Origin of the sequence: Stenotrophomonas beteli (assembly GCF_001431665.1) — a bacterium.
GTDB classification, from domain to species: domain Bacteria; phylum Pseudomonadota; class Gammaproteobacteria; order Xanthomonadales; family Xanthomonadaceae; genus Stenotrophomonas; species Stenotrophomonas beteli.
Genome location: NZ_LLXV01000043.1, coordinates 1 through 12,249, shown reverse-complemented (window position 1 = coordinate 12,249; position 12,249 = coordinate 1). Strand labels below are relative to the sequence as shown.

Annotated in this window: 10 protein-coding genes; 6 read left to right on the top strand and 4 right to left on the bottom strand. The window is 68.5% G+C overall.

Features of this window, described 5'->3' with window-relative positions:
* Positions 1-55 precede the first annotated feature (55 nt).
* Entirely contained in the window at positions 56-835 is a 780-nt protein-coding gene (locus tag ARC23_RS11415) for a CDP-diacylglycerol diphosphatase (RefSeq protein WP_057497345.1), read from the top strand.
* Here the strand turns inward: ARC23_RS11415 and ARC23_RS11410 are convergent.
* Positions 832-1,428 carry a GNAT family N-acetyltransferase gene (locus tag ARC23_RS11410; protein WP_057497319.1) on the bottom strand — a complete coding sequence of 199 codons (597 nt, stop codon included), beginning with the start codon at positions 1,426-1,428 and terminating at the stop codon, positions 832-834. The two genes, ARC23_RS11415 and ARC23_RS11410, sit on opposite strands and share 4 nt — an antisense overlap.
* A gap of 217 nt (positions 1,429-1,645) precedes the next feature.
* On the opposite strand from ARC23_RS11410, the gene ARC23_RS11405 reads away from it, so the two are divergent.
* Positions 1,646-4,372, top strand: coding sequence for a TonB-dependent receptor plug domain-containing protein (locus ARC23_RS11405; protein ID WP_057497318.1), 2,727 nt, complete (start codon positions 1,646-1,648; stop codon positions 4,370-4,372).
* Positions 4,373-4,452: 80 nt separating this feature from the next.
* Here ARC23_RS11405 and ARC23_RS11400 read toward each other — a convergent pair whose 3' ends face one another.
* Positions 4,453-5,094: a hypothetical protein gene (locus ARC23_RS11400; protein ID WP_057497317.1), complete on the bottom strand. Its 642-nt coding sequence runs from the start codon at positions 5,092-5,094 to the stop codon at positions 4,453-4,455.
* A 182-nt stretch (positions 5,095-5,276) separates the two neighbouring features.
* On the opposite strand from ARC23_RS11400, the gene ARC23_RS11395 reads away from it, so the two are divergent.
* A complete protein-coding gene (locus ARC23_RS11395; protein ID WP_057497316.1) occupies positions 5,277-6,437 on the top strand; it encodes an amidohydrolase family protein in 1,161 nt (386 codons plus the stop codon).
* A 35-nt stretch (positions 6,438-6,472) separates the two neighbouring features.
* Here ARC23_RS11395 and ARC23_RS11390 read toward each other — a convergent pair whose 3' ends face one another.
* The gene (locus tag ARC23_RS11390; RefSeq protein ID WP_057497315.1) at positions 6,473-7,354 is read right to left on the bottom strand and encodes a LysR substrate-binding domain-containing protein; all 882 of its coding nucleotides are present in this window, start codon (positions 7,352-7,354) and stop codon (positions 6,473-6,475) included.
* Positions 7,355-7,477: 123 nt separating this feature from the next.
* On the opposite strand from ARC23_RS11390, the gene ARC23_RS11385 reads away from it, so the two are divergent.
* Positions 7,478-8,179, top strand: a complete 702-nt coding sequence (locus tag ARC23_RS11385; protein WP_057497314.1) for an ankyrin repeat domain-containing protein — start codon at positions 7,478-7,480, stop codon at positions 8,177-8,179.
* A 51-nt stretch (positions 8,180-8,230) separates the two neighbouring features.
* Positions 8,231-9,688 (top strand): amidohydrolase family protein, encoded by a 1,458-nt coding sequence (locus tag ARC23_RS11380; RefSeq protein WP_057497313.1) that lies wholly within the window; start codon positions 8,231-8,233, stop codon positions 9,686-9,688.
* Positions 9,689-9,782: 94 nt separating this feature from the next.
* On the opposite strand, the gene ARC23_RS11375 is transcribed toward ARC23_RS11380, so the two are convergent.
* Entirely contained in the window at positions 9,783-10,712 is a 930-nt protein-coding gene (locus tag ARC23_RS11375; RefSeq protein ID WP_057497312.1) for a LysR family transcriptional regulator, read from the bottom strand.
* A 94-nt stretch (positions 10,713-10,806) separates the two neighbouring features.
* Here ARC23_RS11375 and ARC23_RS11370 point away from each other — a divergent pair, with 94 nt between their 5' ends.
* Entirely contained in the window at positions 10,807-12,000 is a 1,194-nt protein-coding gene (locus tag ARC23_RS11370) for an MFS transporter (protein WP_057497311.1), read from the top strand.
* Positions 12,001-12,249 lie beyond the last annotated feature (249 nt).

Sequence of the window (12,249 nt, the reverse complement as noted above, 5' to 3'; positions counted from 1 at the left end):
AGGGCGGGCTACACTACACGCCGCGGCCGTGGGCCGAGCCATCGATGTGAATGCCGTGCCCCGTCTGCCGTTGCTGTTGTCCGTGTTCCTGCCAGTGCTGGCGGGCTGTGCCAGTGCGCCGCCGCCGCCGGCCCATTCCGACGCGCTGTGGCGGCTGATCGAACGTGATTGCCGTGGCGCCGAGGGACCGCGCGGTGACTGCCTGCGCGTGGAAAGCGCGGCGGACCGTCGCGATGTGCTCGTCAAGGATGCACATGGCGATTACCAGTTCCTGCTGATGCCGCTGGACAAGGTCAGTGGTATCGAAAACCGCGGCCTGTACCAGCGTGGCGCGCCGAACTACTTCGCCGCCGCCTGGCAGGCGCGCAGTCATACCGAACAGGCGCTGGGCCAGCCACTGCCGCGTGCCGTGGCCAGCCTGGCGCTGAACTCGCCGCATGGCCGTTCGCAGCACCAGTTGCACATCCACGTCGACTGCCTGCGTGCCGACGTGCTGGAGGCACTGGATGCGCAGGCAGGCACCCTGGGCCAGGCCTGGGCGCCATTGGCCACGCCGTTGCGCGGCCACCGCTACCAGGCCCGGCTGCTGCCGGGTGACACGCTGACCGCCAACCCGCTGAATCTGCTGGCCTACGACCTCAGCGGCGTGACCGATGTTGGTCAATGGAGCCTGGTCGTGGCCGGGCGTGACGACGTACAGGGCGGGCCGGGCTTCATCCTGCTGGCCACGCGGGTGGACGCCGCCAGCGGCAATGAGGCCAGTGGTGAGGAACTGCAGGACCACGCCTGCACCGTCCTGACCGGCACAGGGCAGGCACTGGAGCGGGTGCGCTAGCGGATCGGCCTGCGATTGCGCCACCCGGGCGCGGTCAATGCCAGCAGCTGGCGATCGTGCCAACCGACGGCGTCCAGATGCTGGTCGCGCAGCAAGCCTTCGCATTCGAACCCGGTCGCACGCAGGGCGTCAGCGAACGGCGAGGTGCACGACGGCGGCAGCAGCACGTAGATGCGATGCAGGCCGACGTTCTCGAACAGGAGCGTGCACAGTGCCAGCAGCGCCGCCTGCGGATAGGCGTGCCGATGCTGGAGTGACTGGATTTCCGCGCAACGCGCATGCGCGGACTGCAGGCGCACGTGCACCTGGTCCAGCAGGGTTCCATGCACGTCGTCGAACACGCCCAGCTGCAGCTGATCGTGGTCGTACTCCAGGCAGGAGCGGTGCATGCCTGCGAGGAAGCGTGCTTCCTCATCGATGCCGGGCGCATGCACGTGGCCGCGCCGCCAGGTGTCATTGAAGATGCGCCAGCGGGGCAGGTCGGTGCGCAGGAATGAACGCAGGGTCACCGGTGCGGCCTGCAGGTGCAGCAGGTGGCGGCGCCGGACCGGATGCAGGGGCGGGAGACAGGGAGGTTGGGCACTGTAGTTCATGGCCCGCACGATGCGAGGGCGCCTGCCACGGCACCATTCAATTCGTTGCAAAAGCCGCCTGGCTGGCCCGTCAGGTCTGATTCGGTTCAGGCATAAGCCCATCAGGGCAGATCATTTCCACTGAAACCGTCCATTCAGGACACTTTCGTTACGGGATCGTTATGCGGCGCATCGCCGGCTGTCCTCCCGTACCACCCCCATCGTCCTCAGGAAGCCCATGTCCGCCTCCCCCAAGGCGCTGCGCCCGCGTCCGCTGGTGCTCGCGCTGTCGTCCCTGATGCTGGTCTCGCTGCCGGCCCTCGCGCAGGAAAGCGCACCCACCTCATTGCAGGAAGTCAAGGTCACCGGTTCGCGCATTCCGCGTGCCAGCGTCGAAGGGCCGTCGCCGGTAACGGTGATCAGCCGCGAGCAGATTGACGCGCAGGGCTACCGCAATGCCTTCGACGCGCTCAGTGCGTTGACCGAGAACACCGGCAACGTGCAGGGCGAGGACTTCGGCAATACCTTCACCCCGGCCGCCAACACCATCAACCTTCGCGGCCTGGGACCCAACCGCACCCTGGTGCTGGTCAATGGACGCCGCCAGGCCGACTACCCGCTGGCCTACGAAGGCTCGGTGAACGTGGTCAACCTGGCCAACATTCCCAGCGCCCTGATCGAGCGCATCGAGGTGCTGGCTGCGGGTGCGTCGGCGGTGTACGGCTCGGATGCCATCGCCGGCGTGGTCAACATCATCCTCAAGGACCGCTTTGAGGGTGTGGACGTGAACGTGCGTGCCGGTGGCACCCAGCAGGGGGGCGGCGACAACCAGCGCGCGCAGGTCGTCGGTGGCAGTTCCGGCGAGCGCTGGGATGCCCTGTTCGGCTTCGAGTTCGACGTGCGCAAGGCGATCCATGCGCGCCAGCGCGATTTCATGGACTCGCTGGATGATGACCCCACCGGCAAAGCGCCGCAGGCTACCGCGATCGGCTATCGCCGCAACGCCGCCACCGGGCGCAACATCGATCCGGGCGTCAACGGTTGCGACGCCGCCTCGGCCATCTATGGCGGCAGCGTGTTCCGTGCCAACAACCCGCGCCAGGGCTGGTACTGCGGCAGCAATGAAGCGGCCGCCAGCTATTGGACCGTGCAGACCCAGAAGCGCAATCTCAATGGCTACGGCCTGCTGACCTTCCACCTGGATGAGCGCACCGATCTGTTCGCCGACGTGGCCGTGGGCAGTGCGCAGATCTACAACAACACCCGCGCGCCCACCTGGACCTCGGCCCGAAACTACTTCTACAACCAGACCACCGGCAACCTGGAAAGCTGGTACCGCCGCTTCGCACCGGAAGAGATCGGCGGCCTGCCGCGCAATGCCAATCGCTTCCTGGAAAATTCCTGGTCGTTCAACATCGGCGCACGCGGCCAGATCGGCGACAGCGACTGGGATTACGAAGCGGTCTACAGCCGATCGCGCTACGAGAACCGCACCCGCCGCCCGGTGCTGCTGGCCGGCATCAACGAGTACCTGCTCGGCCCGAAGCTGGGCGTGCGCAACGGCGTGGAGGTCTATGCGCCGGACCCGGCGCGCCTGTTCCAGCCGCTGACGCCGAACGAGTACCAGGGCCTGTCTGGCTACCAGGAGAGCCGCAATGCGGCGTGGCTGCAGACCTTCAGTGCCAGCATCAACGGCCGCCTGTTCGCGCTGCCCGGCGGTGACGCCGCGCTGGCGGCGGTGGTCGAGGCCGGCAGCCAGGGCTACCGCAATCGCCCGGACCCGCGCCTGGGCACCGGCGAATTCTGGAACACCAGTGCCGGCATCGGTGCCGGCGGCGAGCGCGATCGTTACGCCGCCGGTGTGGAGTTGCAGTTGCCGCTGCTGCAGTCGCTGACCACCACGCTGGCCGGTCGCTATGACCAGTACCGGGCAGGGGGCGAGCACATCGGCAAGGCGACCTGGAGCGTCGGCGTCGAGTTCCGCCCGGTCCAAAGCCTGCTGATCCGCGGTTCGGCCGCCACCAGTTTCCGTGCGCCGGACATGAACTACGTGTTCGCCACCGAGACCCGCGGCTACAACCCGGGCATGACCGACTACTGGCGCTGCCGTACCGCCGGCCAGTCGTATGACAACTGCGATTACAACGGCCTGTCGATCGACTACAGCAACCGCGCCAATCCGCAGTTGCAGCCGGAGACCGCCAAGTCCTATGGGTTCGGCGTGGTGTGGTCGCCGGTGTCGGGGCTGGATTTCAGTGCCGACTACTACGATATCCGCATCGACAATGAGGTCACCAGCCTCGATACCAGCCGCATTCTGCGTGACGAGGCCGACTGCCGGTTGGGAAAAACGCTGGGCGGCGAGGCGCGTGACATCGGCTCGCCGCTGTGCCAGGACGCGCTGTCGCGGGTGATCCGCAACCCGTCCAATGCTACGGTGCAGCCGGACCAGGTCACCCGCGTGCTGATCAACCCGATCAACGCGGCCTCCGAATCGGTGCGTGGCCTGGACCTGAAGGGCAACTGGCGTTTCGATGCCGGTCGCTATGGCCGCTTCACCACGCGCCTGGCCTACACCGTGGTGCTGGAGCACACGTACCGGCAGTTCGCCGATGATCCGGAGCGTGACATCCGCAATTCGCTGGATGACTACCAGTGGCGCAGCAAGGCCAACGGCAGCATCACCTGGAACCAGGGCGACTGGACCACCACCTTGTATGGCAACCGCTTCGGCTCGCTGCCGAAGACCGATGGCAGTGGCCGCATCGCGCCGTACATGACCTACAACGCCAGCGTGTTCCGCCAGTTCGGCGAGAACCTGTCGGTGGGCGTGATCGTCAACAACCTGCGCGACAGCCGCCCGCCGGCGGACAGGAACGGTGGCGGCTGGCCGTTCTACCCGGTCGGCAACTACGACCCGTATGGCCGCCAGTACTGGGTGCAGCTGGACTACCGGTTCCGCTGATCCGGCAGGCAGACGGAAGGCCCGGCAAAGCCGGGCCTTCTGCTGTGTCGATATCGACTGCGATGGCGCGCGCTGGTCGCCTAAGGCAGCGCCTGTTGCAGGTACGACTCGATGACGTAGCTGAAGGGCTGCTGCTGGCGGTCGCGCAACAACGCGCGCACTTCCAGGATGACGCCGTGGTCGCCATCACCGCGCGGTGGCCAGAAGGTCTGATCGGCCAGGGTCTGGCGCTGGAAGCCCAGCGGGCCGACCACGCGTCCGAACGGTTCGTCGGTGCTGTCCAGGACCTGGTTCATGGCCGGGCTGAGATGGCCGGGCAGGTACCAGTTGTCGGCCTCGGACAGTACGCGGCTGCCGCAGACCAGCTGCACGCGGCGATAGCGCAGGTCGGTACCCGGCTTCACGCCCAGCGCCTGCAGCACGTCGGCAGGGGCAGGCTTGTCCTGGCCGTGTATGCGCACGGCGCGCACCCGCGCCTGTTCGGCCAGGCCGTGCTCGGCACACCAGTGTTCCAGCGTGGCGGTGGCGCTTTGCCCGGACAGCACGCGCTGGTGCAGCCGCTCGACCAGTGCAGCCGGGGCGATGCGCTGCTGGCCCGGCGGCGACTGCAGCGGCGCAGCGGCCGCAGCATCGGTGGCGGACAGGCTGGCGATCGGGGCGGCGGCAAGCAGGGACGCGGCCTGCCAGCGGCGGAGACGATCGTGGCGGTCGGACGGGCCCATGCGGCATCACAGCGGAAACAGGCGCCCATGTTACCCGTTCAGGGGTGTGCACGGCGCGGCTGCGACCGGTTGTCGCAGGGCAATCATCGTTCTGATGAATGCGTGCCATCCAGATATTTCGTTGGCCGATGGCTGCGGCGAGGCGCACGATGGCGCCATTCTTGGCATTCCGGGAGTTCCCGATGACCCTCCAGTTCGTCCACGGCGGTGTAGACCGCTACGGCGCGCCGCTGCATTTCCATATCCGTAACGGCCGCATCAGTGGCCTCAATGACGAGGCCGCGCCGGCCGACGGGGCGGAATGCGTCGACCTGCAGGGCTTCGCGGTGCTGCCCGGGCTGGTCGACGGCCATATCCACCTGGACAAGAGCTTCGTCGGCGACCGTTGGCATCCGCACCAGCCGGTGAACAGCCTGCGTGAGCGGCTGGCGGTGGAGAAGGCGGCGGTGGCGGGCGCCGCGTCGATGGTCGATCGCGCCGAGGCCTTGATCCGCCAGTGCAGCAGCTTCGGTACGGTGGCGATGCGCTGCCATGTCGATATCGACGCCAGCACCGGCCTCGGCCATCTCGAAGCGGTGCGCGAGGCGGCGCTGCGCTGCGCTGACATCATGCGGATCCAGCTGGTGGCCTTTCCACAGGCCGGGGTGATGTCCTGTCCCGGCACCGCCGCCGTGCTGGAGCAGGCGCTTGCCGCGGGCGTGGAGGTGCTCGGCGGCATTGATCCGACCACGCTCGACGGTGATGCCGAAGGCCAGCTGGCGCTGCTGTTCGGCCTGGCCGAGCGCTATGGGGCGCAGCTGGACATCCATCTGCACGAGCCCGGCGAAACCGGCCTGGCCCAGCTGCTGCGCATCGCCGCGCGTACCCGCGCCTCAGGCCTGCAGGGGCGGGTGGCGGTCAGCCACGCGTACGCGCTGGGCGAGGTGCCGCTGGCGCGGGCGTTGCAGGTGGGCGGGGCGCTGGCCACGGCGGGTGTGGCGATCATGAGCAACGCGCCGGGCGATCATCCGTTCCCGCCACTGCGCGCGCTGCATGATGCGGGTGTGCGCGTGTTCGCCGGCAACGACAACATCCGCGACTGCTGGTGGCCGTATGGCAATGGCGACCTGCTGCAGCGGGCAATGCTGCTGGGCTACCGGTCCGGGTTCTACACCGACGCCGACCTGATGCTGGCGCTGGACATGGTCGCCACCCACGCCGCACAGGTGATCGGCCTGCCGCAGCATGGCATTACCGAGGGCCTGCCGGCGACGTTCGTGGCGGTTCGCGCCGACCACGGCCCGGCGGCGGTGGCCGGGGTGCCGGTGGAACGCAAGGTGGTCGTTGATGGCCGCTGGCTGTAGATCCACGCATGGCGTGGACGCACCGTACCGCGCGATCAGTCCGGTTCGCGCTGTACCTGCCGCCAAAGCTCGCTGGCCAGCGCACGCACCGCATCGTCGGCGTCGGCACGATGCAGCAGGCCGATCTCGTAGTTGTCGATCACCGGCAGGTCGCGCTCGCCATCGATGATGCGGTGCTCGCGGCTGACCGCGCGGCGCGGCAGCAGGCTGATGCCGATGCCGTCGGCGACGGCGCCCTGGATGCCACTGAGCGATGAGCTGGTGAAGGCGATGCGCCAGCGCAGGCCCAGCGCTTCCACGGCGTGGATCATCTCGTCGCGGTACAGGCCGCGCGGCGGGAAGGTGACCAGCGGCAGCGGGTCCTGCTGCAGGCAGCTGCTGCGCAGGCTGTCGATCCAGTGCATCGGCTCGCGCCTGCAGTGCACCGCCTGGCGGCTGTTGCGGCGCTGCTTGACCAGCACCAGGTCCAGTTCGCCGTGATCGAAGCCGTGGGCCAGGTCGCGGCTGAGGCCGCTGCTGATTTCCAGCTTCACCTGCGGGTGACGGCGGCTGAAAGCGGCCAGCATGCGCGTGGTCTGCGCGTTGACGAAGTCTTCGGGGACACCGATGCGCACTGCGGTTTCCACGGTGGCGCCCGCCAGCGCCTGCGCCATTTCCTCGTTCAGGTCGAGCATGCGCCGCGCGTAGCCGAGCAGGGTGTGGCCGGCGTCGGTGGGGTGCACGTCGCGGTGGCCGCGTTCAAGCAGGCGATGCCCGGCCAGTTCCTCCAGCCGGCGCACCTTCTGGCTGACCGTGGACTGGGTTGAATGCAGGCGTGTGGCTGCGGTGGTGAAGCTGCCGCAGTCGGCCACCATTACCAGTGCCCGCAGCAGGTCCAGCTCGAACAGGGTTCTATTCGATTTGGCACTGTCTTGCATTTGAACATTTCACTTCTGGATGCCCGGGCCGACTTCTACCATGCAGGGCAGGGGCCGGCAATGCCCGGCTGTTGCTACTGTCGCGCGGCGTTCCCGTGGCGACGGACATGAGGAGACACTGTCATGCGCGTCCATCGTTCCCCTGGCTGGCCTGCGCGGTCCGCGCGCGTGCTGCTGTTGTGCCTGCTGGCCATGGTCACCCCGGCCTGCACCACCACGTCCAACGCCGACCTCGATGGCCGCCTGCGTGATGCCGCCAGCCGCGGCGACGCCGCTGCGGTGCGACAGGCGATCGAGGAGGGCGCCACGCTGGAGGCGCGCGATGCACAGGGCCGCACGGCGCTGCTGCTGGCCACGCAGGGCAACAACGTGGATGCCGCGCGTGCGCTGATCGAAGCCGGCGCCGACGTCAACGCCAAGGATGTGTTGCAGGACAGCGCCTACCTGTATGCCGGCGCGCGCGGCCTGGACGAGATCCTGGCGATGACGCTGGCGCATGGCGCCGATCTGCGCAGTACCAATCGCTACGGCGGCACCGCACTGATTCCGGCCGCCGAGCGCGGCCATGTCGCCACCGTGCGCACGCTGCTGCGTGCGGGTGTGGCGGTGGACCATGTCAACCGCCTGCACTGGACCGCGCTGCTGGAAGCGATCCTGCTCGGCGATGGCGGTGCACGCCATGTGCAGATCGTGCAGCTGCTGCTGGAGGCCGGTGCCGACCCGGAGCTGGCCGATGGCGATGGCGTGACGCCGCTGGCGCACGCGCGCCAGCGCGGCTATACCGGAATTGAAACCCTGCTGCGCCAGCACGGCGCGGTGCGCTGATTGCAAACCCCTTCCACCCGCACGCTGGTCGTGCCCTTCAGGATGCTGTCCATGTTCCGTTCCCGTCCATTGTCCCTTGCCATCCTCCTTGCGGTGGCGCCGCTGTCGGCCTCTGCCGCCGAGCGTGCCGACCTGCTGATCCGCAATGCCACCGTGGTCGACGTCGAGCACGCCAGCACCCTGGCCGGGCAGAGCGTGGTGATCCGCGGCGAGGACATCGTCGCGGTCGGTCCCGACGCGCAGCTGCGAAAGCAGTGGAGTACGGCCCGCCAGATTGATGCCAAGGGCAAGTACCTGATTCCGGGCCTGTGGGACATGCACGTGCACTTCGGGGGTGGCCCGGCGCTGATCGAAGAGAACAAGGCACTGCTGCCGCTGTACATCGCGCACGGCATCACCACCGTGCGTGACTGCTCCGGCGATCTGCCCGAGCAGGTGCTGCAGTGGCGTGGCGAGATCGCCAAGGGCACGCTGTTCGGTCCGCGCCTGCTCAGTTCGGGCGCGAAGATCGAAGGCATCAAGCCGGTCTGGAAGGGCACGATCGAGGTGGGCAGCAAGGCCGACGCCGACATGGCGATCACCCGCCTGCAGCACGACAAGGTCGATTTCGTGAAGATCACCGACAGCACGCTGACGCCGGAGCTGTTCCTGTACTCGGCCAGTGCTGCGCGCAAGGCCGGCTTCAAGGCCTCGGGCCACATTCCGATGGCGCTGACCGTGGAGCAGGCGGTCGATGCCGGCCTGGCTTCGATCGAGCATCTGGACTACGCCTTCAAGGCCGGCAGCAAGGACGAAGCGAAGATCGCCGCTGACTTCGCTGCCGGCCGCATCGACCGTGCCGAAGCCAACCGCCGCCTCGACGCCAGCTTCGACCGTGATACCGCGATGCACGCCTACCGTGACTTCGCCAAGCGTGGCGTATTCGTGACCCCGACCCTCAACGGTGGCCGCATCCTCGACTTCCTTGACCAGGATGACCACGCCAACGATCCGTACCTGGCCTACATCGGCCCGGGCCTGCGCGCGACCTACCAATGGCGCGTGGACCGTGCGGCCAAGGCCACGCCGGCACAGATCGAGGCGCGCCACGCGCAGTACCACCAGGTGGCCGCCGTGCTGCCGATGCTGCAGGAAGCAGGCGTGACGATCATCGCCGGCACTGATGCAGGCTTCCTCAACTCGTTCAACTTCCCGGGCATCGCTCTGCACCAGGAGCTGCAGCTGTTCGTGAAGGAGGGCCTGAGCGCGCCGCAGGCGCTGTCGGCCGCCACCCGTTCCGGCCCGGCCTGGTTCGGCCAGATGGACCGCTACGGTGGTATCGCGCGCGGCAAGGCCGCCGATCTGGTGCTGCTGACCGCCAACCCGCTGCAGGACATTGCCGCCACCGGGAAGATCGACAGCGTGATCCTGCGCGGCAACGTGTATGACCGTGCCGCGCTGGACAAGATGTTGGCCGATACAAAGGCCAAGGTGGCGGCGTGGAATGGCGAGGCTGCCAAGGCGCAATGATCGACTGGGTCGAATCCCTTCCGACCGGGAAGCGCTTTGACCCCTGTGGCCTCGAACCGAATCCACGCCATGCGTGGATGATGCGGCCGGTGACCTAACGCGACGCCGGCCGCATTCCATGCAATTGCGGCAGCGCGGCCTTCATCGCATCGATGAAGGCGCGCAGGCGTGGCGGCTGCTGGCGCGCGGCAGGGAATACCACGTGTACCGGCAGTGCCGGCGCCTGCCAGTCCGGCAGCAGCTGCACCAGCCGCCCTTGTGCGAGGTCGTCGGCCACCAGCCAGGCCGAGACCACGGCGGCGCCCAACCCCGCGCGCGCGGCCTGCTGCACCACGAACAGATTGTCGCTGAGCAGGCGTGGGCTGATCGACAGGCTATGCGCTCGCCCCTGCGCGTCATGCAGCAGCAGGCGTTCGCGGTAGTAGGTGACCAGTGAGATCCATGGCAGGGCCTGCGCCTGGTCCGGCGTGCGGACTGCCTTGGCGTCCACCAGCGAGGGCGCCGCTACGACGATGCGCGGTACCTCGGCCAGTGGCAGCGCCACCACGCGCGGTTCGTCGACCGGCCCCACCCGCACCGCGCAGTCGATGCCTTCGGCGATGAAGTCCGGGCGGCGATCTTCCAGGATCCACTCCAGGCTCAGCTGCGGGTGCTGGGCGAGGAATGCCAGCATGGTCGGCAGCAGCTGCGCCTGGCCGAACGCGTGCGGCACCATCACCCGCAGGCGCCCGCGCAGGGTTTCCGCTTCGCCCTGCAGTTCGGCCTGCAGCGACTCCCATTCGTCGACCACGCGTTGCGCATGGCGCTGGCAGCGCAGGCCCTCCTCGGTCAGTTGCAGGCCATGGGTGGAGCGCTGCAGCAGGCGCAGGCCCAACTGCCGCTCCAGTGCCTGCAGGCGGCGGCTGACCGTGGGCTGGGTGGTGCCCAGCTGCACGGCCGCGGCCGACAGGCTGCCGGCATCGACGATGCGCAGGAAGGTCCGCAACAGGTCCAGGCGGTCGGCGCCGGTGGCAACGTCGTTCATGCGTATGGCGTATGAAGAATATGTGGATGAGCCTACTACAGACGCACGGGGAATATAGGCACGATACGTCCACTTCTCCCACCGGACTGCCTCCATGTCTACCCCTTCGCTGTCTGTCGCCGCCGTACCTGCGGCCGCACCGTCCACCCCGCTGGTGTTGGCGATGGCGGCCGGCGCCGGTTTCTCGGTCGCCTCGCTCTACTACAGCCAGCCGATGCTGGGCCTGATCGCCCAGGATCTCGGCGCGGGGCAGCGCGCGGCCGGCCTGGTGCCAACCCTGACCCAGCTGGGGTATGCGCTGGGCATCCTGCTTCTGGCTCCGTTGGGTGACCGCTTCGATCGCCGTCGCCTGATCCTGTTGAAGTCCGCCTTGCTGGCACTGGCACTGGGCGCCGCCGCAATGGCCGGGCATCTGCCGGGCCTGCTGATGGCCAGCCTGCTGGTCGGGCTGATGGCCACGCTGGCGCAGGACATCGTACCGGCGGCTGCGGCGCTGGCGCCGGATGCACAACGCGGCCAGATCGTCGGCCGGGTGATGACCGGCCTGTTGCTCGGCATCCTGCTGTCCCGGGTAGTCAGTGGCGTGGTGGCCGAGGCGTGGGGCTGGCGCACCCAGTTCGTGCTGGCTGCACTGTCAGTGGCAGCGATGGGGGCGGTGATGGCACGCGCATTGCCGCGTTTCGCACCGACCAGCACATTGCGCTATCCGGCATTGCTGGGATCGTTGCTGGCGTTGTGGCGCGAGCAGCCGCAGCTGCGCCGCGCGGTGGCCAGCCAGTCGCTGCTGGCCGTGGGCTTCAGCGCGTTCTGGTCGACCCTGGCGCTGATGTTGCACGCACGTCTGGGGCTGGGCAGTGCGGCGGCGGGTGCGTTCGGCATTGCGGGTGCGGCCGGTGCGCTGGCCGCGCCGTTCGCGGGCCGCTTCGCCGATCGGTTGGGATGCCATGCGGTGGCACGTTTGGCGATCGCGGTGGCGCTGCTGGGCTTCGGCCTGCTGCTGGCCGAGGCCTGGCTGCCGGCCGCTGCGCTGCTGCCGCTGCTGGTGGTGAGCGCGCTGCTGTTCGACTTCGGGTTCCAGTCGGCGCTGGTGGCGCATCAGACCCTGGTCTACGGCCTGGTGCCGCCGGCACGCAGTCGCCTCAATGCGCTGCTGTTCACTGGCATGTTCATCGGGATGGCCGCCGGTGGCGCGCTGGGCAGCCTCGCGCTGGCGCAGTGGGGGTGGCACGGCGTGGCCTGGCTGGCGGTGGTGTGTGCGGGCAGCAGCCTGCTGTTGCGTCTGAAGTAAGAGGGTGTTCGGCAGGGCTTGCAGCCCTGCACCTGCTGGAGGCACCAGCAACGGCACCAGCAACGGCGGGATTCCTGTAGGCAGGCGGGGGGGGGGGGGGGGTGGGGGGGGGCGGGGCGACGCCCCCCCCCCCCGCCCCCCCCCCGCCGCCGGCGGGGGGCTGGCGGCGGGCGGGCATGCAACCTCTAACAAAAAACCCCCACCCACACCGGAGTGGGGCGGCCCTCCTCCTCGCTCCCGCCCCCCCCC